General features: G+C 64.4%; 17 protein-coding genes. 6 read left to right on the top strand and 11 right to left on the bottom strand.

The window, feature by feature from the left end:
• Positions 1–209: 209 nt before the first annotated feature.
• Entirely contained in the window at positions 210–1,121 is a 912-nt protein-coding gene (trhO, locus tag AC0IPL_RS02090) for an oxygen-dependent tRNA uridine(34) hydroxylase TrhO (RefSeq protein WP_474271732.1), read from the bottom strand.
• A gap of 179 nt (positions 1,122–1,300) precedes the next feature.
• Here trhO and pncA point away from each other — a divergent pair, with 179 nt between their 5' ends.
• The 3 genes from pncA to pncB all read left to right on the top strand — a co-directional run bounded on the left by pncA (position 1,301) and on the right by pncB (position 5,610).
• Positions 1,301–1,897 carry a bifunctional nicotinamidase/pyrazinamidase gene (pncA, locus tag AC0IPL_RS02095; RefSeq protein ID WP_474271734.1) on the top strand — a complete coding sequence of 199 codons (597 nt, stop codon included), beginning with the start codon at positions 1,301–1,303 and terminating at the stop codon, positions 1,895–1,897.
• Between the two features lie 63 nt (positions 1,898–1,960).
• Entirely contained in the window at positions 1,961–4,258 is a 2,298-nt protein-coding gene (locus AC0IPL_RS02100) for a PAS domain-containing hybrid sensor histidine kinase/response regulator (RefSeq protein ID WP_474271736.1), read from the top strand.
• Positions 4,259–4,320: 62 nt separating this feature from the next.
• Positions 4,321–5,610, top strand: a complete 1,290-nt coding sequence (pncB, locus tag AC0IPL_RS02105; RefSeq protein ID WP_474271738.1) for a nicotinate phosphoribosyltransferase — start codon at positions 4,321–4,323, stop codon at positions 5,608–5,610.
• A gap of 131 nt (positions 5,611–5,741) precedes the next feature.
• Here the strand turns inward: pncB and AC0IPL_RS02110 are convergent, their stop codons facing one another.
• The 4 genes from AC0IPL_RS02110 to AC0IPL_RS02125 form a co-directional block, all read right to left on the bottom strand.
• The gene (locus tag AC0IPL_RS02110) at positions 5,742–7,349 is read right to left on the bottom strand and encodes an ABC transporter ATP-binding protein (protein ID WP_474271741.1); all 1,608 of its coding nucleotides are present in this window, start codon (positions 7,347–7,349) and stop codon (positions 5,742–5,744) included.
• Positions 7,346–8,161 carry an ABC transporter permease gene (locus AC0IPL_RS02115; protein WP_474271743.1) on the bottom strand — a complete coding sequence of 272 codons (816 nt, stop codon included), beginning with the start codon at positions 8,159–8,161 and terminating at the stop codon, positions 7,346–7,348. Before AC0IPL_RS02115 ends, AC0IPL_RS02110 begins: the two co-directional genes overlap by 4 nt.
• Positions 8,158–9,105: an ABC transporter permease gene (locus AC0IPL_RS02120; protein ID WP_474271745.1), complete on the bottom strand. Its 948-nt coding sequence runs from the start codon at positions 9,103–9,105 to the stop codon at positions 8,158–8,160. Before AC0IPL_RS02120 ends, AC0IPL_RS02115 begins: the two co-directional genes overlap by 4 nt.
• Positions 9,106–9,300: 195 nt before the next feature.
• The gene (locus AC0IPL_RS02125) at positions 9,301–10,779 is read right to left on the bottom strand and encodes an ABC transporter substrate-binding protein (protein ID WP_474271747.1); all 1,479 of its coding nucleotides are present in this window, start codon (positions 10,777–10,779) and stop codon (positions 9,301–9,303) included.
• A 163-nt stretch (positions 10,780–10,942) separates the two neighbouring features.
• Between AC0IPL_RS02125 and panB the strand changes: the two genes are divergently transcribed.
• The 3 genes from panB (at position 10,943) to glpK (ending at position 14,202) form a co-directional block, all read left to right on the top strand.
• On the top strand, positions 10,943–11,773 hold the full coding sequence (panB, locus tag AC0IPL_RS02130) for a 3-methyl-2-oxobutanoate hydroxymethyltransferase (RefSeq protein WP_474271750.1): 831 nt from the start codon (positions 10,943–10,945) through the stop codon (positions 11,771–11,773).
• Positions 11,774–11,781: 8 nt separating this feature from the next.
• Complete coding sequence (gene panC / locus AC0IPL_RS02135; RefSeq protein WP_474271753.1) at positions 11,782–12,642, top strand: pantoate--beta-alanine ligase; 861 nt, start codon at positions 11,782–11,784, stop codon at positions 12,640–12,642.
• Between the two features lie 69 nt (positions 12,643–12,711).
• Entirely contained in the window at positions 12,712–14,202 is a 1,491-nt protein-coding gene (gene glpK, locus AC0IPL_RS02140) for a glycerol kinase GlpK (protein WP_474271755.1), read from the top strand.
• A gap of 251 nt (positions 14,203–14,453) precedes the next feature.
• On the opposite strand, the gene AC0IPL_RS02145 is transcribed toward glpK, so the two are convergent.
• The 6 genes from AC0IPL_RS02145 to AC0IPL_RS02170 all read right to left on the bottom strand — a co-directional run bounded on the left by AC0IPL_RS02145 (position 14,454) and on the right by AC0IPL_RS02170 (position 19,630).
• Positions 14,454–15,710 (bottom strand): flavin-dependent oxidoreductase, encoded by a 1,257-nt coding sequence (locus AC0IPL_RS02145; RefSeq protein ID WP_474271756.1) that lies wholly within the window; start codon positions 15,708–15,710, stop codon positions 14,454–14,456.
• An 89-nt stretch (positions 15,711–15,799) separates the two neighbouring features.
• Positions 15,800–16,342 (bottom strand): isopentenyl-diphosphate Delta-isomerase, encoded by a 543-nt coding sequence (gene idi, locus AC0IPL_RS02150; protein ID WP_474271758.1) that lies wholly within the window; start codon positions 16,340–16,342, stop codon positions 15,800–15,802.
• A gap of 147 nt (positions 16,343–16,489) precedes the next feature.
• Positions 16,490–16,975, bottom strand: coding sequence for a c-type cytochrome (locus AC0IPL_RS02155; protein ID WP_474271759.1), 486 nt, complete (start codon positions 16,973–16,975; stop codon positions 16,490–16,492).
• 110 nt (positions 16,976–17,085) lie between these two features.
• Positions 17,086–18,114, bottom strand: coding sequence for a P1 family peptidase (locus tag AC0IPL_RS02160; protein ID WP_474271762.1), 1,029 nt, complete (start codon positions 18,112–18,114; stop codon positions 17,086–17,088).
• Positions 18,115–18,314: 200 nt separating this feature from the next.
• On the bottom strand, positions 18,315–18,734 hold the full coding sequence (gene arfB / locus AC0IPL_RS02165) for an alternative ribosome rescue aminoacyl-tRNA hydrolase ArfB (protein WP_474271764.1): 420 nt from the start codon (positions 18,732–18,734) through the stop codon (positions 18,315–18,317).
• 260 nt (positions 18,735–18,994) lie between these two features.
• Positions 18,995–19,630: a queuosine precursor transporter gene (locus AC0IPL_RS02170; RefSeq protein ID WP_474271766.1), complete on the bottom strand. Its 636-nt coding sequence runs from the start codon at positions 19,628–19,630 to the stop codon at positions 18,995–18,997.
• Positions 19,631–19,762 lie beyond the last annotated feature (132 nt).

Here is a 19,762-nt window from a genome sequence, read left to right on the forward strand (position 1 = left end):
GGAGAAGTATTTCGGGCCCTCGGCGACGTGACTTGCGCGCAGAAACTCCGCAAGCCATCGCGTTGCTGGACCGCTGACGAAAAAATGCGCGCCCCTACAGCGCGTGTCGGGGCGCGGGCGCTCAGACCCGTCGCGTGGGAAACCTTGCGCCGCAACCGGACGGGCGCGATGCCGATGTTTGACGGGTCGCCATCTGCTGACGGCCGTAATTACAGGGTGATACTTCCCAGATGGTCCTCGCCGCGTTCGCGGGCCAGTTTCATCTGTCTCTGCCGTTCGCGGAACCGGGACTTGTCCTCGTCCGAGGTCTCATCAATACACTGATGGCAGCTCACGCCCTGCTCGAACGCGGGGCGCGCCTTGTCCTCGGGCAGGATCGGGCGGCGGCAGCCATGGCACAGCTCATGCGGGCCTTCGACCAGCCCGTGACCCACCGACACCCGGTTGTCAAAAACGAAGCATTCGCCTTCCCAGGTGCTGTTTTCCGCAGGCACCTCTTCCAGGTAGCGCAGGATGCCGCCTTTCAGGTGATAGACATCCTCCAGCCCCTGTCCCAACAGGTAGTTGGTTGATTTCTCACAACGGATACCGCCGGTGCAGAACATCGCAACGCGCTTGTTGTGAAACCGCGCCTTGTTTTCCTCCCACCAGGCGGGGAAGTCGCGAAAACTCTCTGTCTTGGGGTCGATCGCACCCTCAAAGGTGCCGATCGCAACCTCATAGGAGTTGCGCGTGTCGATCACCACGACATCCTCCTGGCGGATCAGATCGTTCCAGTCCTCCGGTTCGACGTAATGGCCAACACTGGCGCGCGGGTCGACGTCCGGCTGCCCCATGGTGACGATCTCTTTCTTCAGCCGCACCTTCATCTTGCCAAACGGCGGCTCGCTGGCGCTGGCCTCTTTCCAGTCCAGATCGTTACAGCCCGGCAGGGCGCGAATATGCGCCAGCACCGCGCCAATCCCGGCATGCGATCCTGCGATGGTGCCGTTGATCCCCTCCTGCGCCAGCAGGAGCGAGCCCTTGACGCCCTCAGCCTGGCACAGCGCCAAAAGCGCCGGCTTGATCGCGGCGGGGTCGGCGAAACGGGTGAAGTGGTAAAGTGCTGCAATCCGGTACATGGCCCGGCCATAGAACCCTGCGGCCGGTAATTCAAGAGCCGCGATGCCGGGGGCCGCCGCGATGAAATGCGGATCTGGCGCGGCATCGTTTGCCAGTTTTGGTGCAATCGCGCCGCAAGCCGTTTCCAATCCCCGAAGGAACCGCTACATTTTGTGTATACCAATAAGAGGAGCCGCAAATGTCAGAGGCGCTGATCGTCGTGGATGTGCAGAATGATTTCTGCCCCGGAGGTGCGTTGGCGGTGCCCGGCGGGGATGAGGTGGTGGCCCCGATCAATGCGATGATGGACCGCTTTGATGCGGTGATTCTGACGCAGGACTGGCACCCGGCGAGGCACAGCTCCTTTGCGTCCTCGCATCCGGGCAAGGCGCCCTTCGACAGCATCCAGATGCCCTATGGTGCGCAAGTGCTGTGGCCGGATCACTGCGTGCAGGGGACCCGGGGCGCTGAGTTTCATGCGGATCTGCGCACCGATGGCGATCTGATCATCCGCAAGGGGTTCCGCCCGGACATCGACAGCTACTCGGGCTTCTTTGAAAACGATCAGTCCACCCCCACCGGTCTGGAGGGATATTTGCGCAGTCGCGGCATCACCGCGCTGACGCTGGTCGGGCTGGCCACCGATTTCTGCGTTGCCTTCACCGCGCTCGACGCGGCCCGGTTGGGTTTTGCGGTGACCGTCGACCTCGCCGCCTGCCGGGCCATCGACCTGGAGGGCTCCCTGTCGGCGGCGCTCGTCCAGATGGAGACGTCGGGTGTAATCCTGCAATCATAAGTATAGCAATAAAATCTGCCACGGGGTTAGACTGTGTTCATAACCTGATGGCAGGATGGGGTGATGAAAACCACAGATGCAGCTGACACAGGGCTGTTGGACAGCTACCATACGCGATACGACCCCGACGCGCTGCTGCTAAGCTACGCGCGCGGTCGGGTGCGGACATTCTGGGCGCGTCAGTTTTGCATCTTTACCGCATTCGCGGTCCTGGGCCTGGTTGTGCCACCCGTCTTTGCATTGGCTGCCTTTGCCGTTTCGATGGCCGGCGACGTTCTGGACACGCTACTGCTGCGGCAGGCACCCGCGCTGCTGCGCCGCGGCATGTCGGTTGAACGGCTGCAGCGGCTGACCGGGCTGGCAGGTCTGCTGCAGGCCTTGTCGCTGGCTGTCGCGGCGCTTGCACCCTATTGGATCGAGGTTCCGAACCTGCCGCCGGGCATTCACAATCAGCCGTTGTTCACCGTTGGTTTGATGCTGGGTGCGGCGCTGAACACTGGTCTGGTGATCGCCTACAATCCGCAGGCGGCTCTGGCCAAGCTCACGATCTTTGCTGCGCTGCCTGTTTTGCTGGTCTTGCATGATTTCGTGACGTCGCCGAATTTGGTGCCCATGCATTACCTGCATCTGGGCGGATTGCTGGTTCTGTATGTGTCTTTCTACTGGTTCCTGCATTTCATCCTGCGCAATTTTGAGCACAGTCGCCTTCGCCATCTGGCCCAGACGGAACAGCAGCAGGAGCTGGAGCGCGCCTACACCCGCCTTTCGGAACAGCAGATGCTGGCCCGGCGTCTGGCTCTGGTGGCGAAGAATGCCCATGACAGCGTCATGCTGATGGACCGCGAAGGGCGTATCACCTGGGTCAATGACAGCTTCAGCCGCTTGTCCGGCTACAGTTTCGAGGAAGCGGTGGGCACGTTTCCCGGTGAACTCCTGAATGGTCCGGGAACCGATCCGGAGGCCATCCGCAAACTTCAGGACGCCATTCGCAATGTCCGACCTGTCCGCATCGAGATCTGCAACCGGCGCAAGGATGGGCAGGACATCTGGATCGAGACCAGCCAGGTGCCGGTGCTGAATAGCGACGGCGGGCTGGAATCACTGCTGGCGGTGGAACGGGATGTCACCGCCGCCAAGGAACACGCCCAGCAGCTGGAAGATGCCCGCATCGCCGCCGAGGAAGGCGCCCGTGCCAAGGCCGATTTTCTGGCGACGATGAGCCACGAAATCCGCACGCCCATGAACGGGGTGATCGGCATGGCGCAGTTGCTGCGCGACAGCGGGCTGACGGCAGAGCAAGACTCTTATGCCGATGCCATCCTCAGCTCGGCGGATACGTTGCTGTCGCTCATCAATGACGTTCTGGACTATTCCAAGATGGAGGCAGAGGGGATTGTTCTCAGCTGCGAGGATTTTGACCTGCACGCCTGTTTCCGTTCCACCGTTCAGCTGCTGCGACCGCAGGCCGAGGCCAAGGGGCTGGAGCTGCACTTGGACATCGGCGACGAGGTGCCGCAGCATTTGCACGGCGATGACCGACGCATCCGGCAGATCCTGATGAACCTGCTGGGCAACGCCATCAAGTTCACGCCACAGGGCCAGGTGCGGGTGACGCTGGATGTGGTGCCCGCTGAAACCACTGTCGCTGAACGGGCCGGACACGCCCATGCGCCACAGGCCGTCGGATTGGTTTTTTCGGTGGCCGACACCGGCATCGGTATCGCGGCGGAGCATCTGGACAGGGTGTTCGAGCGGTTCTCGCAGGCGGACGCGGCCATCACCCGCCGCTATGGCGGCACCGGACTGGGGCTGACGATCAGCCGCCGCCTCGCCGCGGCCATGGGCGGCAGCGTCTCCGCCGAGTCGGAGCTGGGCCAGGGGTCATGTTTCACCGTTCAGCTGACACTGCACCCCAGCCGGGCATTGCTGGCACCGCAACCGGATGAGACCGCGACCGCCGCCGCTGATCTGCCAACGCTGGAGGGGCTGCGGGTGCTGGTGGCCGAAGACAATGTGCTGAACCGCAAACTGGTGGAAAAATTCCTGCGCTCCGTTCAGGTGGATCTGGTGTTCGCCGAAAACGGCCGTGTCGCGGTGCAGCAGTTTGAGGCCACCGCGCCGGACGTCATCCTGATGGACATGTCGATGCCGGAAATGGACGGCTTGGAAGCCACCCGCGCCATTCGCCATCTGCCCTTGCCGCAGCCGGCCATTGTGGCGCTGACTGCAAACGCCTTTGCCTCCGATCGTGCGGCCTGTCTTGCGGCGGGCATGGACGACTTCATGAGCAAACCCGTCAGCCGCCGCAAACTGGTGGCGCTGCTAGAGAAATTTGCAACCCAGACACGTCGTGCGGGCTGATCTCCTTGCTCTCCTTCGGTGGGTGTCCTATCAATCCGTGACCCTTATGAATGAGGCCGCCGGTGGACATTGCAACCCGCGTCTACAATCACAAATGGAAGATCGACCCGATCGTCCGATCGCTGATTGATACGGACTTTTACAAGCTGCTGATGTGCCAGTCGGTGTTCCGCAACAAGCCGGACACCACGGTGACCTTCTCGCTGATCAACCGCTCTACTCAGGTACCGTTGGCCCGGCTGATCGACGAGGGCGAACTGCGTGAGCAGCTGGACCACATCCGCTCGCTTTCCCTCAGCCGGGGCGAAAGCACATGGCTGCGCGGCAATACCTTTTATGGCAAGCGGCAGATGTTCCGCCCAGATTTCATGGAGTGGTTCGAAGGGTTGCAGCTGCCGCCCTACCATCTGGAGCGCAAGGGCGACCAGTATGAGCTGACCTTCGAGGGCAAGTGGCACGAGGTCATGCTGTGGGAAATCCCGGCGCTGGCGGTGTTGATGGAGCTGCGCAGCCGCGCCGTCATCAACAGCATGGGCCGGTTCGAGCTTCAGGTGCTTTATGCCCGCGCCATGACCCGTGTCTGGGAAAAGATCGAAAGTCTGCGGGACATTGATGGCCTCACCATCGCCGATTTTGGTACGCGGCGGCGTCATTCCTTCCTCTGGCAGGACTGGTGCGTGCAGGCGATGATGGAGGGGCTGGGCGCAAAGTTCACCGGCACGTCCAACTGTCTCATCGCCATGCGCCGCGAGGTCGAGGCGATTGGCACCAATGCGCATGAGCTGCCGATGGTCTACTCGGCGCTGGCCGATAGTGACGCGGAGCTGGCGCAAGCCCCCTATGACGTGCTGTCGGACTGGCATGACGAACACGAGGGCAACCTGCGCATCATCCTGCCCGATACCTACGGCACCCAAGGGTTCCTCGACCGCGCGCCGGACTGGCTGGCGGGCTGGACCGGCATCCGCATCGACAGCGGTGACCCTGCGACGGGCGCCGAAGTGGCGATCAACTGGTGGAAAGACCGGGGCGAGGATCCGGCGCAGAAGCGGGTGATCTTCTCTGATGGTCTCGACGTGCAACAGATCCGTGATCTGCACGCGCAATTTGCCGGCCGAACCAACATTTCTTTTGGTTGGGGCACCTTGCTCACAAACGACTTCCGCGGGCTGGTGCCGAATGACGCGCTGGCACCGTTCTCGCTGGTCTGCAAGGCGGTCTCGGCCAACGGGCGGCCCACGGTGAAACTGTCGGACAACCCCGAAAAGGCCATGGGACCGGCGGCTGAGATCGCCCGCTACAAACGGGTCTTCAGCGTCGGCGCGCAGGAGCGGCAGGACGTCATCGTCTGAACCGTCCCCAGCGCGGCAATCTCCGGATCCGCGCGCTGTTCCAGATAGCGCGCAACGATGTGCATTTGCCGCGTTGAAAGCAGCGGCCCCTGCCGCCGATCAGGCACAACGTGGTCTCAAACCACAGGGGATCAGACGTGCTGCGGGTTCCTTTTGGCATCGGTCAGGTCAGGCAACACCGGCGCCGCGGCAATCAGCTCCCGCGTATAGGGGTGCTGCGGGGTCGAAAACACGTCCTCGGTCACGCCCTGTTCGACGATCTGCCCCTGCTGCATCACCAGGCAGCGGTCGGTGATCGTGCGCACAACGCTCAGGTCGTGGCTGATAAAAAGATAGCTCAGGGCGTAGGCTTCGCACAGCTCTGCCAGCAGATCCAGAATGCGGGCGCGGACGGACACATCCAGCGCCGAGACCGCCTCGTCAAAGATAATCAGCTCTGGCCGGGTGATCAGGGCGCGGGCGATGGCGATGCGCTGGCGCTGACCGCCAGAGAACTGGTGGATGTATTTTCGCGCGTCATCGGGCGACAGGCCCACGGCTGTCAGGGTTTCGGCAATCAGATCGGTTCGGGCGCGGCCGGTTGGTGCTTTTTGCAGCAGGTGAAAGGGTTCGCAGATCAGACGATCGACACGGTGGCGCGGGTTGAAACTGCCGTAGGGATCCTGAAACACCACCTGCATCTTGGCCCGAATCGCAGGGGAGAGGCTGGGCGTGATTGTGTCACCGCCCAAACGAATCTCCCCCCCTTGCACGGGTTCCAGACCCAGAATCGCCCGTGTTAGGGTCGATTTTCCACATCCCGACTCCCCCACCAGCCCCAGCCGTTCGCCACGACGCAGGGTGAAGGATACGTCATTCACCGCGCGGTACTGGCCGGGCTTTCCAAACAGCGAGTCGCGCGGCGTCTTGTAGTCGCGCACAACGTGCCTCACCTCCAGCAGCGGGGCCGGGGCGGGGGGCGTGGGCAGCGTCACCTGATGGTTGGAGGCCGCAAACAGCATCCGCGTATAAGGGTGGCGCATGTCGCGCAGCAGCCCGTCGGTGTGGCCTGTCTCCACCACCTCGCCGTGGCGCATGACCACGATGCGGTCCGCCAGATCCGCCACCACGGCCAGATCATGGGTGATGATCAGCAGCCCCATGCCATAGTCCTGCACCAGGTCCTTGAGCAGCGCGAGGATCTGCGCCTGGGTGGTGACATCCAGCGCGGTTGTCGGCTCATCCGCGATCAGCAGCTTGGGGCGTAGCGCGATGGCCATGGCAATCACGACCCGCTGCCGCTGGCCGCCCGACAGCTCATGCGGGTAGCGCGTCTGCGGGAAGCGGTTGGCGGGCAGGCCAACCCGCTCCAGCACCTCGCGGGTGCGGGCCTCGGCCTGCGGGCGCGGCATGGCGCGGTGGATCAGGATCGTCTCCATCACCTGTTCGCCAATGGTCCTGAGCGGGTTGAGCGCCGTCATCGGCTCCTGAAAGACCATGCCCACCGACTGGCCGCGGATGGTACACATTTGCGCTTCCGGCTGGTCCAGCAGCTGGGTGCCGTTCAGTGTGACATAGCCCTTGGCCCGCGCCCGCTCCGGCAGCAGCTGCATCACGGCAAGCGCGGTCATGGATTTTCCCGATCCGCTTTCGCCGGTCACCGCGACCACCTCGCCCGGATCCACATGCAGCGACACGTCGCGCAGCACGGACAGTCCGCCGATGTTCAGCGACAGGTTGGTGACATCCAGCAGGGTCATGCGCGCGCCTCCCGCAGTTTCGGGTCCAGATGATCGCGCAAGCCGTCGCCCAGAAGGTTCAGACCCAACACCGTCGCGATGATGGCACAGCCCGGCACCAGCGCCAGATGCGGCGCAAAGCTGACCATGGTCTGGGCATCCGCCAACATGCGCCCCCAGCTGGGGGTGGGGGGCTGGGCGCCCAGGCCCACATAGGACAGCCCTGCCTCTGCCAGAATGCCAAGCGAGAACTGGATGGTCCCCTGCACGATCAGCAGGTTCATCACATTGGGCAGGATATGCTCGGCCGAGATCCGCGCCGCGCCCTTGCCCGCCACCCGCGCGGCCAGAATGAACTCGCGCTCCCACAGCGACAGCGCCGCACCGCGGGTGATGCGGGCAAAGACGGGGATGTTGAAGATGCCGATGGCGATGATCGCGTTGATCGCACCCGCCCCCAGCACTGCGGTGATCAGGATGGCAATCACCAGCGACGGGAAGGCAAACACCAGATCATTGCCGCGCATGATGACCTCATCCAGCCAGCTGCCGCTGCGTGCCGCCGCCGCCAGCCCCAGGGGCACGCCCGCGCCCATGCCGATGCCCACCGCCACCAGCGCCACCGCAAGAGAGGTGCGCGCGCCAACCATGATCATCGACACCAAGTCGCGGCCGAAATGATCGGTGCCCAACCAGTGCTGCGCATTGGGCGTTTGCAGCTTGGCCGGGATGTTCATGGCCGTGTGGTCATAGGGCGTCCATAGGAACGACAGAACCGCCGCCAGCAGCACCAGCGCCGACAGGGCGCCGCCCAGGATCAGGTTGCGGCTCATGTGCGGCTCCTCAGGCGGGGGTCGACCAGCGCATAGGTCAGATCGACCAGGAAATTCACCGTGATGACGGCAAAGACCAGCAGCATCACCACCGATTCCACCACGATCAGGTCGCGGGCGGAAATCGCCTGAAACACCAGACGGCCCAGGCCGGGCAGATAAAACACCTGCTCAATGATGATCGCCCCCGCCAGCAGGAAGGAAAACTGCAAGCCGATGATGGTCAGCACCGGGATCAGCGCATTGCGCAGCCCGTGTCGCCACAGCGCCTGACGGCGGCTCAGCCCCTTGGCGCGGGCGCTGCGCATGAAATCTTCGCCCAGGATGTCCAGCAGGGCGGAACGCATCACCCGCGTCAGGATCGCTGCCTGCGGCAGCGCCAGCGCAATCGCGGGCAGGGTGAGCGCATGCAGCCCCGTGCCGATGCCCGCTTCCCAGCCCGGAAACCCCCCGGCCCCGAACCAGCGCAGGTTGATCGCAAAGATCAGCACCAGCATCATTGCAAACCAGAAATTCGGCACCGCCACGCCCAGCTGGGTGGCCCCGATCACCGCCATGTCACCGCCCCGCCCGCGGCGCGCGGCGGCGTAGATCCCGGCGGGAAGAGCGATCAGCGTCGACAGCGCCAGCGCATAGAGCGCCAGCGGCAGTGACACCCACAGCCGGTCCGCAATCATCTCCGCCACCGGTGTGCGATAGGTATAGGAGGTGCCGAAATCGCCGCCCAACATCCCCGTGACCCAGGACAGGTAGCGCGCCAGTTTGCCCTGATCCAACCCCAGCTCAGCCCGCAGGGCAGCCACCGTGTCGGCCTGCGCATTGACCCCCAGCATGAAGGACGCCGGATCGCCCGGCGCGACCTCGACCACCAGAAAAATCACCAGCGAGGCAACCCCCAGGCTGAGGGTCAGCGAGATCAGGCGTTTGAGAGCATAGCGCAGCATGTGGGTGACGTTAGGAGGGCAGCAGGCGCGGGTCCAGAGGGGAGCCGCGAAATTTGCCGCTCTGCCTGAATAATTGTTCGATCATAATGTGTTGTAACGCATGTGCCCTGAATATGCGCGCAACCCGCACGCAAATACCGCGATCCTAGCAGCCGGGCGAGGCAAGTCCCGCCCGGCGTGGCGTGCAATCGCCGCCTATTCCGCCCAGCTCAGCGCGCTGAGGTCGATGGCAGCAGTGGGCGCGTTCTCCCACAGCCCTTGCAAACCGGCCTTCGCGACGCCGAGCTTTGCCAGCTGGAACAGGTAGGCGTTGACGGCGTCGGCGGCGATCATCGCCTGCGCCTCTTGCAGCAGGGCACTGCGGCTGGCCGGGTCGCTGTCGGCGGTCAGCCGGGTCATCAGCGCCTGAAACGCCGGGTTGTCATATTGGAAGTAGTAATCGGGCCGGGCATAGATGCCGATGTCCATCGGCTCGGTATGGCTGACGATGCTCAGGCCAAAGCTCTTGCCGCGAAACACCGTTTCCAGCCACTGCGCCCATTCCACGTTGATGATCTCAGCCTTGATGCCGACCTGTGCCAGCTGGGCGGCGACGATCTCTCCACCGCGGCGCGCATAAGAGGGCGGCGGCAGGTGCAGCGTGGTCTCGAACCCATCCGGAAATCCGGCCTCTGCCAGCAGGGCGCGGGCCTTGTCGGGGTCATGGGCTGATCCCGCGGTCAGATCCTTGTAATCCGGGTTGTGGGGCGCAAAATGGCTGCCGATCGGGGTGCCATAGCCAAACATCGCGCCATCGATGATGGCTTGGCGGTCGATGGCATGGGCCACCGCCTGCCGCACCCGCAGATCGTCAAACGGGGGCTGCTTGTTGTTGATCGCCAGAATGGTTTCACCTTCGGTCGACCCCACCAGCACCTGAAAACGCGGGTCGGCTTCGAACTGGGGCAGGTTCTCCGGCGCGGGGAAGTTGTCAAAGGCGTCGATGTCCTCAGCCATCAGCGCGGCAAAGGCGGCGGTGGGATCCGAGATGAACTTGAACGTGGCAGAGGCCAGCGTCGGCTGTTCTCCCCAATACCCGTCGTTGCGCGTCAGGGTGATGCTGTCGCCCTGCACCCAGTTTTCGAACGCATAGGCGCCAGTGCCGACCGGGTTGGTCTTGATGCTGTCGATGCTTTCCGGCGCGACGATCACCGCATCGCCCCAGGCCAGATTGAACAGCAGGCTGCCGTCGGGCGCGTCCAGTGTGATCTTCACGGTCTGCGGGTCGACGGCGTCAACGCTGGCGATGCCGTCAAACAGCGCCTTTTGGGCATTGGTGCTGTCCTCGGCCCGCGCCCGGTCCAGCGAGAATTTCACGTCCTCGGCATCCATCGTGCTGCCGTCGTGAAAGGTCACGCCCTCACGCAGTTTAAAGGTATAGACGGTGCCGTCGCCGGAAATCTCCCAGCTTTCGGCCAGGCCGGGCACCACCGATCCATCGCCTTCAAACCGGGTGAGACCTTCGAAGATGTTGCGGTAGACCACGGAATCGATGGCCTGCGCGGCGGCGCTGGTCGGGTCCAGATGCGGCGGCTCCAGCTGCATGGCGATGGTGACGCTGTCCTTGGCCCAGGCGCTGCCAGCCATCAACGCACATGCGGATCCTGCCGCCAGAACAAATGATCTCAACGCCATCTCAATCTCCCTGAATTGCATGCTGCGCCTGTTTGCGGCGCCTATTGGAAACGAGTTTCCCGTTTTCCCGTGCGTAATCAAGACCAGAGAGACATTTCGTCCACTGGAAGCGCGCCGCGGAACTTGTTAGGTCGTGCGCAGTGTGAACAGCGGGTAGAAAGCCATGAGCGCGACAGCCAAGAAACAGGCCCCGAACGCCGAAGACATCCGCGCCCGCAAGGGCGGCACGCCGCTGGTCAGCCTCACGGCCTATACCACGCCAATGGCGCAGATGATGGACAGCCATTGCGATTTCGTGCTGGTGGGCGACAGCGTCGGCATGGTGCTGCACGGGCTGCCCTCGACGCTGGGCGTCACCCTGGAGATGATGATCCTGCACGGGCAAGCGGTGGCGCGCGGTCTGTCCCGTGCGATGATGGTGATCGACATGCCCTTTGGCAGCTACGAGGAAGGCCCGGCGCAGGCGTTCCGCAATGCGGCGCGGTTGATGGCGGAAACCGGCGCCGGCGCGGTCAAGCTGGAAGGCGGCGTGGAGATGGCCGAGACCATTCGCTTTCTGGTCAGGCGCGGCATCCCGGTGATGGCGCATATCGGCCTGACGCCGCAGTCGGTGAACACGCTGGGGGGCTACAAGGTACAGGGCCGCGACGCGCAGGCCGAAGCGGTGCTGGCTGACGCCCGCGCGGTGGCTGATGCGGGCGCGTTCTCTGTCGTTCTGGAAAAGGTGCCGCAGGGACTGGCCGATCAGATCACCGCCGAAGTGGCCATCCCCACCATCGGCATCGGCGCCAGCGCCGGTTGCGACGGGCAGATCCTGGTGGTGGACGACATGCTGGGCGTGTTCACCGCGTTCAAACCGAAGTTCGTGAAACGCTACGCCGATCTTGGGGCCGCAGCGGAAGCGGCGATTGCCGAATATGCGGCGGAGGTGCGCGCCCGCAGCTTCCCGGCCGATGAACACGTTTTTGCCGACCAAGCCCCCTCCAAAGGATGACGTCCCCGATGACTGCCCCGATTCTGCGCCGCCTGGCGGAGCTGCGCGCCAAAACCGCCGCCTGGCGCCGCGCCGGCGAAACCATTGCCGTGGTGCCCACCATGGGTGCGTTGCATGCCGGTCACCTGTCGCTGGTCGACGCTGCCCGAAATGCCTGCGACCGGGTGATTGTCACCATCTTCGTGAACCCTAAACAGTTCAACAGCCCCGAAGATCTGGCCAACTATCCCCGGACTGAGCACGCGGACGCCGCCAAGCTCACCCCCTTTGGCGTTGACGTGATCTACGTGCCCGACCCGGACCAGATCTATCCCGAAGGATTCGCCAGCACAGTCTCGGTCAGCGGCAGCGTCACCGATGTGATGGAAGGCCCCTTTCGGCCCGGCCATTTCGACGGGGTCGCCACGGTGGTGGCCAAGCTGTTCCTGCAAACCAGCGCCGACAAGGCGTTCTTTGGCCAGAAAGATTACCAGCAGCTGATGGTCGTCACCCGCATGGCCCGTGATCTGGATATCCCGATTGAAGTGATCGGCTGTCCAACCGTGCGCGAGGCCTCGGGACTGGCGATGTCGTCGCGCAACCTGCGTCTGCCGGAGGCCGCCAAGACACAGGCGGCCCAGCTTTATGCCGCGATGCAGGCCGCGGCGGCCGGCGCCGCGGCAGGCCAGCCTTGGCCCGCGCTGGAGGCCGCCGCGCGTCAGCAACTGGCGGAAGCAGGATTTGGCGACGTCGAATACTTCGACCTGCGCTGTGCCCGGAACCTCGAGGCGCTGGAAACCCCCAGCCGTCCGGCCCGGCTGCTGACAGCCGCCTGGCTGGGCGACATCCGCCTGATCGACAATATCGAAGTACCAGAACTAATTGTTTAGTATGGGCTGGTAGCGATACCGGCTTTGCGTTTATGGTCTCCGGTCAGAGGAGACTGGAGGGGGCAGAAGATGACCTATATTTTGGCAATTGATCAGGGCACCACATCGACCCGCGCAATTCTGTTTGATGCGGATATGCAGGTGGCCGGAACCGCGCAGCAGGAATTCACCCAGCACTATCCGCAGGCGGGCTGGGTGGAACACGATCCAGAGGACATCTGGGACAGCACCCTGGCCGTCTGCCGCCAGGTCATGGCAGAGCTTGAGGTCTCGGCCGCGGATATCGCCGGCATCGGCATCACCAACCAGCGCGAAACCACGGTGGTTTGGGACAAGACCACCGGCAAGGCGATCCACAACGCCATCGTCTGGCAGGACCGCCGCACCGCCGCCATCTGCGAGGAGCTGCGGGCCGCGGGACATGCGGACATGGTCGCCGACCGCACCGGGCTGCTGCTGGATCCGTATTTTTCCGGCACCAAGGTGAAATGGATCCTCGACACCGTCAAGGGCGCCCGCGACCGCGCCGCCGCGGGGGAGCTGCTGTTTGGCACCATCGACAGTTTCCTGATCTGGCGGCTGACCGGCGGTGCGGCGCATGTGACCGACGCCACGAATGCCGCCCGCACCCTGATGTATGACATCCGCAAGGGCCGCTGGAGCCGCACCATCAGCGATCTTTTGGAGGTGCCGCAGCAGATGCTGCCCGAGGTCAAGGACTGTGCCGCTGATTTCGGCACCACCAAGGCGGACATCCTGGGCGGGGAGATACCGATACTGGGCGTCGCGGGCGACCAGCAGGCGGCCACGATCGGCCAGGCCTGTTTCACGCCCGGGATGATGAAATCCACTTACGGAACCGGCTGCTTTGCATTGCTGAACACGGGGGATGCGCCGGTGGTGTCAAAGAACCGCATGCTGACCACCATCGCCTATCAGCTGGACGGCAAACCGACCTATGCGCTGGAAGGATCGATCTTCATTGCCGGGGCCGCCGTGCAATGGCTGCGTGACGGGCTGGGGATCATCGGCAAGGCGTCGGAAAGCGGCGTGCTGGCCGAAAAGGCGGATCCGGGGCAGGACGTGATCCTAGTGCCCGCGTTCACCGGCCTCGGCGCGCCATATTGGCAGCCGGATTGCCGTGGCGGCATGTTTGGCCTGACCCGCAACTCTGGCCCGGCGGAATTTGCCCGCGCCGCGCTGCAAAGCGTCGCCTACCAGACCCGCGACCTGTATGAAGCGATGCGCGCCGACTGGGAGGATGACACCCACCACACCGTCACCCTGCGCGTGGATGGCGGCATGAGCGCCAGCGACTGGACCATGCAGAGCCTGTCGGACATTCTCGGCGCCGCCGTCGACCGGCCGGTGATGCAGGAGACCACGGCGCTGGGCGCCGCCTGGCTGGCGGGCATGCGGGCCGGGGTCTATCCGGACCAGGATGGTTTTGCCGAAACCTGGAGACTGGACCGCGAGTTCACCCCGAACATCCAGCCGGAGATGCGCGAAGCGGCCTATGGGCGCTGGAAACGCGCTGTGCAAGCGGTGATCGGCGTCTGAACCCGCGGGGCAGGGCGGCGGGCGTGCGCTCCCGCCTGCTCCGGCGCCTTCCTGGCAGAATGCCCCTCGCAGTTGGGCGTGGCGCCGCGCTTCGCGCGGCGCTGGTTTTCTGCCGAGAAGCGGTTCAAGGGCAGGTCTGCCCATGAACGCGCCATCCCCAGTGTGTGTCCGCCCATCGCCGCCTCAAGGGTCAACCGTGCCTGCGGCACGGCGGCGATGCCGCCCTTGACCCGTCGCTGGCCGGGGCGGCGTCAGCCCACCTGCGCGCCTGGGGCGATGGTCGGGGGGCGGGCGTTCAGCTCTTCGATGGAGAAGCCGGCGATGGATTTATAGCGCGCCGCATGGGCCGCTAGTTCGGCGGTGGGGATCACCTCGTCGATCTGCTCAAAGCACCCGCCGCAGAGATCCTCAACCCGTTGCAGCACCGCATCCGGCCCGCCGCCCGCCCGGTTGGCGCGGCCCACCGCCGTGGCCAGCGGGCGCACGGCGGCTTCATAAGCCTCCAGCGCCGTCGGGCTGAGCCCATGCGCCAGCAGCTGCGCGCCGATCACCCGCGCGTCGACAATCGCCTGGCTGGCACCGTTGGAGCCAATCGGATAGGTCGGATGCGCCGCATCCCCCATCAGCGTCACGCGGCCAAGGGTCCAGCGTGCCAGCGGGTCGCGGTCCACCATCGGATACTCATAAACCACCTCGGCGCCGCGGATCAGCGCGGGCACATCGATCCAGTCGAACTGCCAGGATTCGAAATCCGGCAGGAACTCGGTGATGTCAGCTGGGCGGTTCCAGTCCTCCCGTCGCCAAGGAGAGGCGGGATCAAAGCTCTTTTCCGCGATCCAGTTCATTGTCACCAGCCCGTCGCCATCCGGAGCCGAGATCGGATAGGCCACCAGTCGCAGCTGGTCGTGGCCAATCATCGCCATGGCGCGCCCGCACTTGAACTCTGGCGCGCGGGTGGTGGCACGCCACAGGATGCGGCCGTTCCAGATCGGCGCGCCCTCATCCGGGACCATCTGCGCACGCAGGGCCGAATGGATGCCGTCTGCCGCGATCACCAGTGCGCCCTCGGCCCGCTGCCCACCCTCCAGCAGCACCGACGCGCCCGTGTGGGTGGTGTTAAACCCAACCGCCCGACGGCCGGTGGTGATGCAGCCCGGTCCGGCACGGTCCAACAGCGTGCGGTACAGCATCATCTGCAATGCGCCGCGATGCACCGAGTATTGCGGCCACGCATAGCCCGCATCGCGCCCGCGCGGCTCTTCCCAGATGGTGCGGCCCAACTTGCTGTAGAAGCCCAGCTGCCGTGTCCGCACCCCAATGGCCTCCAGCTGGGTCTCCAAGCCGAGGTCCAACAGTTCCCGCACCGCATTGGGTTGCAGATTGATGCCCACACCCATCGGCCGGAGCTGCGCCGTGGCCTCATAGATGTGAAACGGCACCCCGATCTGATGCAGGGTCAGCCCCAGGGTCAGCCCGGCGATGCCGCCGCCGGCGATGAGGATGGACATGATAAGTATACTCCCTATTTGTCACGACACAGAACCACAGCCCGCCGCATGGGGCAAGGTCAAAGATGCGTGACGATAAAACGGGGAAGCTAGCGCCGACCGGCGATGATCAGGTCCGGGCCAAAAATCACATCGGCGTAGCTGTGCAGGTAGATCTTCAGCCACGGGGTGAACCGCTCGGGGTGACGGCTGACCTCGGCGAGCAGGTCGTGATAGTCGACCCAACGGGTCTCCATGACCTCCGCCGGGTTCGGAGCAACGCGCAACGGGCGATGCACATGGGCGAGGAACACGTCCACCGCCTCATGTTCGATCAGACCGTTGCCGACGTCAGCCCGGTATTCCAGATGATGCCGGAACTCGGGGTAAAGCCCGGTGATGCCCAGCTCCTCACGCATCCGCCGCACCGCGCAGGCCGAGGGCTGCTCGTCCCACATCGGATGGGTGCAGCAGGTGTTCGCCCACAGGCCCGGCGTGTGGTATTTGCCCATCGCCCGCCGCTGCATCAGGATTTCCACGCCTTTGACCACAAAGACGGAGACCGCCTTGTGTTTCAGCCCGCGTTCATGCGCGGCCAGTTTGTCCACCGGTGTCAATTCGCCGTTCACCCAGGCGGGGATCTTGTGGCTCATGCTGTGTCCGTGACGGTTGCGTCGGCGCGGCTGTTTGCAGGACAGCCTGGTCCTTACCGCTAACGCCGAAGGGTTACGAAAGCAATTACGCGAAAAGCCGCGGCGAAAATGCCGCGGCTCTGGGGCATGTCTGCCGCAGGCAGCTGCTTACTCGGAGGGCGCCGTGGTGGTTTCCTCAGCGGCCTCGGCCTCTGCTGCTGCGTCCACCGGGGCCTCTGCCGCAGCGGGACCGTGGCTGGCCAGGAAGGCATAGATGTCCTCGCCGCCCTTTTTCAGGCGGAACGACATTTTCGACTTGGCCTTGGAGTTGCCGGTCTCAGCACGCAGGAACTTGCGCGGATCGGCAGTATAGGCGACGAAATTCTCTTCGTCCCAGACCAGACCTGCCTCACCGGCGGCAACCAGGTCCTTGCCGTATTTGAACCCCTCGACGGTGCCCGCCGTGCGGCCCGCAATCCCCCACAGGTTGGGGCCGGTCTTGCCGCCCTTGACGATCACCTCGCCCGCGTCTGAGGTGACGGTGTGGCAGGCCTTGCATTTGTTGAACCCTTTTTCCCCCTTGGCCGGGTCGCCCGCGGCAAGGGCAGGGGCAGCGAGAAGGCCGAGAATGACGGCGGTTGCGAGAGGTTTCATCGTGCTTGCTCCAGTTCTGAGTTGGCAGGTCTGACTCATGGTCCAATCGCCCGCAGTGTCAACGGGCAGTTTGACGCGCACCAGGCGCGGCGCATGGCCCGCCCAAGGGGTCAGCGGGCGGTTTCGAACATGCAGGGCAGGATGTCGCCGGGTTCGGGCCGCGCCAGCCAGACCGCGCGGGCAATCGCCCGGCTGAGACATAGCGCCGCGGCATGGGCGATTGTCCCCAGCTCTGCCGGATCCGCCAATGGCCGGGCACTGGTGCTGGCGGCAAAGACCAGATCGCCGTCACCGGGCATATGGGCGGGCACGATGGCGCGGCCGATGCCGTCATGGGCGGCGCTGGCCATGCGCTGGCACTGCGCCTTGGTCAGATCCGCGTCGGTGGCGACAATGGCGATGGTGGTATTGGCGCGCTCCTCAGGCAGCACTGCCCCCTGCGCCAGCTGCTGCATCGCCTCCATCCGGCGGCTGTCGAGGCACCGGCCCAGCCCGGCCGCGGTCTCCACCCCCAGCCCGCCGAATTCATCGCCGATCTCATAAGGCGCGGCCCAGAAATGGCGCTCGCCCGGTGTGGTCACGGCCCCCATCGGGTTGGCCGCAACCAGAGCGCCGACCGTGACGCCGCTGTCCAGCACCAGCGAGGCTGAGCCTAGCCCGCCCTTGACCATGGCCGTCAGCGCACCACACCCGGCACCGGCTGTGCCGAGGGCAAAGTCCTCCGCGGCGGTTTCAAACGCGGTTCGCCCCAACGCGGCATAGGGGTTCCGGGTCCAGTCCTTGTCTCCGCCATTCAGCAGATCGAACAGAATTGCCCCCGGCACCAGCGGCACCCGTGCGGGGCCCACCGCAAAGCCCCGCCCCTGCGCCCGCAGCGCATCCATGACGCCGGAGCAGGCCTCCAACCCGAAGGCAGAGCCGCCCGACAGCACCAGCGCGTCGATCTGTGCCACCGATTTGTCCGGCGCCAGCAGGTCGGTCTCGCGGCTGCCGGGGGCGCCGCCCAATACCTTTACCGAGGCCGTGAAGGGCTGGTCGGCGGTCAGCACCGTAGCGCCGGATTTCAGTACGCTGTCCTGCGCATTGCCGACCCGCAGGCCGGGCACGTCGGTGATCAGATTTCTGCGGCCAGGGATCATTTCTAAAGGTCCTTGTTCCTAAACAGTGCGCCTGAGCGCGCGGCCTCCGGCGGAAGGATTATTCGGAAAGATGAAGCAGGTGCTCAGATGCGGCGGCTGCTGGTGACCATGCTGGCCTCTTTGCCTGCCAGCCGCATGGTTTTCCTCCCGAATATTTTGCGGGCAGGATGCGCCGGTGCGGCGGCGGGTGCAATCAGAAGTCAATCGGGATCAATTTTTCCGCGCGACGATTTCAGCGCACCGCGCTGTTTCTTGGCATCCAGACGACGGCGGACGGAGCCGCGGGTGGGTTTGGTGGCGATGCGGCGTTTGGGGGCAACCAGCGCCTTGCGGATCAGCTCGGCCAGCCGATCGCGGACGATTTCGCGGTTGCGCTGCTGTGATCGGGTCTCGTCACATTGCAGGATGATGGCACCGTCCTTGGTCCAGCGCCGCCCCGCCAGCCGTTTCAGCCGCGATTTCACCGCCGGAGACAGCGCCGGTGCGCGGGCGGCTTCGAACCGCAGCTCAACCGCGGTGGCGACCTTGTTCACGTTCTGCCCGCCAGGGCCAGAGGCGCGCACGAAGCTCTCGGTCATTTCCCAGTCTTGCAGGGTGATCTGGTCGTTGATGCGGATCATGGGCTCTTTATGACCCGGGCCGTCAGAAATCGAAAGGGCTGTTCCCACACGCGGGAACAGCCCTTCGAGATGATAGGAGGTGCACCGGTTAGGTCCGCACCAATTCAGTGGTCTATACGCACCAAGGGCTGCCTTGGCCGCACACCTTCTGAACTGTTCCGGTACTGCTCTCCATGACTTCTCTAGACAATGGGCACCTCCTTTCTGAGTGTTTCGTGTGACCTCAGCCTGCCATAGATTCGGCAGATGTCAAAACAAAATCATGTGGTGGCAGCGCTGAGTTTCCGCACGATGATGCGGAAAGGCACAAGCGCCAGCAGGGCAAGCGACAGTTTCACCATCCAGTCGGCCAGCGCCAGCGAAACCCACAGCGGGGCGATTGGGCCATTGCCCAGAAGTGGCAGCATCTCAGTGGCCCAGGACACGTCGTTGCCTGGCTCCAGCCAGCTGAGCGTGCCGGAAAAGGCGATGGTGAAGAACAGCGCGGTGTCAACCGAGGACCCCACCAGCGTCGAGGCCAGCGGCGCGCGCCACCATTTGCCGGTCCGCAGGGCGGAGAACACGGCCACATCCAGCATTTGCGCGGTCAGGAAGGCGAGGCCGGAGCCAAGCGCGATACGCAGGGTCACGGCCGGGTAGGTGTAGCCATCGCCCTGCAGCATGATCTGGGTGCCGATCAGCGAGCAGATGACCCCGACGACAAAGCCGACGGCGACGATCCGCCGCGCCGCGGCGGCGCCATAGACGCGGTTCATCACATCGGTGACGAGAAAGGCAATTGGATAGGTGAAGGCGCCCCAGGTCAGCCATTGGCCGTACAGGAATTGCACCAGGATGTTGGAGGCCACAACAACGGCGGCCATGGCAAGAATGCCGGGAAGGTATACGCGGGTCATTTTGGATCCGTTTTTTATACAAGGTCGCGGAGACTTGTTCCGCCGGAGCGAAAGACTGGCCCATCTAACCGGGATGGCCGTTCGTGGCAAGGAGTTCGTATGGTCAGGATGGCGGCGGCGCGGCTCCCGCCC

The sequence above is a fragment of the Leisingera sp. SA32 genome, assembly GCF_056033425.1.

Bases quoted from the DNA above. Each gene is read 5' to 3' on its own strand.
- trhO (WP_474271732.1), bottom strand. From the start codon at position 1,121: ATGTACCGGATTGCAGCACTTTACCACTTCACCCGTTTCGCCGACCCC.
- pncA (WP_474271734.1), top strand. From the start codon at position 1,301: ATGTCAGAGGCGCTGATCGTCGTGGATGTGCAGAATGATTTCTGCCCC.
- AC0IPL_RS02100 (WP_474271736.1), top strand. From the start codon at position 1,961: ATGAAAACCACAGATGCAGCTGACACAGGGCTGTTGGACAGCTACCAT.
- AC0IPL_RS02110 (WP_474271741.1), bottom strand. From the start codon at position 7,349: ATGACCCTGCTGGATGTCACCAACCTGTCGCTGAACATCGGCGGACTG.
- AC0IPL_RS02115 (WP_474271743.1), bottom strand. From the start codon at position 8,161: ATGAGCCGCAACCTGATCCTGGGCGGCGCCCTGTCGGCGCTGGTGCTG.
- AC0IPL_RS02120 (WP_474271745.1), bottom strand. From the start codon at position 9,105: ATGCTGCGCTATGCTCTCAAACGCCTGATCTCGCTGACCCTCAGCCTG.
- AC0IPL_RS02125 (WP_474271747.1), bottom strand. From the start codon at position 10,779: ATGGCGTTGAGATCATTTGTTCTGGCGGCAGGATCCGCATGTGCGTTG.
- panB (WP_474271750.1), top strand. From the start codon at position 10,943: ATGAGCGCGACAGCCAAGAAACAGGCCCCGAACGCCGAAGACATCCGC.
- panC (WP_474271753.1), top strand. From the start codon at position 11,782: ATGACTGCCCCGATTCTGCGCCGCCTGGCGGAGCTGCGCGCCAAAACC.
- glpK (WP_474271755.1), top strand. From the start codon at position 12,712: ATGACCTATATTTTGGCAATTGATCAGGGCACCACATCGACCCGCGCA.
- AC0IPL_RS02145 (WP_474271756.1), bottom strand. From the start codon at position 15,710: ATGTCCATCCTCATCGCCGGCGGCGGCATCGCCGGGCTGACCCTGGGG.
- idi (WP_474271758.1), bottom strand. From the start codon at position 16,342: ATGAGCCACAAGATCCCCGCCTGGGTGAACGGCGAATTGACACCGGTG.
- AC0IPL_RS02155 (WP_474271759.1), bottom strand. From the start codon at position 16,975: ATGAAACCTCTCGCAACCGCCGTCATTCTCGGCCTTCTCGCTGCCCCT.
- AC0IPL_RS02160 (WP_474271762.1), bottom strand. From the start codon at position 18,114: ATGATCCCTGGCCGCAGAAATCTGATCACCGACGTGCCCGGCCTGCGG.
- arfB (WP_474271764.1), bottom strand. From the start codon at position 18,734: ATGATCCGCATCAACGACCAGATCACCCTGCAAGACTGGGAAATGACC.
- AC0IPL_RS02170 (WP_474271766.1), bottom strand. From the start codon at position 19,630: ATGACCCGCGTATACCTTCCCGGCATTCTTGCCATGGCCGCCGTTGTT.